At 58.4% G+C, this 534-nt stretch carries 1 protein-coding gene; it reads left to right on the forward strand.

The genetic code is table 11. From position 1 onward, the window contains the following. Positions 1 to 161: 161 nt before the first annotated feature. Positions 162 to 534: conjugal transfer protein TraN (gene traN, locus PKF00_RS45065; RefSeq protein WP_369011209.1), on the forward strand; the 373-nt coding region annotated here is incomplete at its 3' end.

Consider the following 534-nt stretch of genomic DNA (forward strand, 5'->3'; position numbering starts at 1 on the left):
AGAAGCGCTATGTGTGTGAAGTCGATGACGGGTCCGGAGGTTGTCATGTTTTCACAGGCGAGTATCGCTGTGAGAACCAGACGAGTGGCGTCGGACCGGTGTTGCGTGAGATCCGCACGGCAGGTGAGGGGGGCTTCAACGAAAGTGCGTGCACAGCCCACATGGGCGACGTGGGATGCACCCTGTCGTCGACACGTTGTGTCGATACAACGCCAACGACGCGAACGGTGGACGGTGTGTCGATCACAGCGCCTTGTTGGGAGCAGGAACGCACGTATACCTGCGAAACACAGACACCGCTTGATACATGTACTGGATTTTCGGCTTGCGATCTTGTTGCAACCGTATGCGAAGCTCATGGAGCGGATGGCAGCTGCGCAACCACGCTGAACACCTATAGCTGCCAGGTTGATGATGGCTCCGGCGGATGCAATGCACGGGGCGTCACTTTCCAATGTGAGAACCTCGTTGCGGCGGCTGGCGATCCGACGAGCATGTGGGTCGCGGCACAATCGCCATGGGGCTGGAACGAAA

The sequence above is a fragment of the Streptosporangium carneum genome, from assembly GCF_027922005.1.
GTDB lineage: Bacteria > Actinomycetota > Actinomycetes > Streptosporangiales > Streptosporangiaceae > Streptosporangium > Streptosporangium carneum.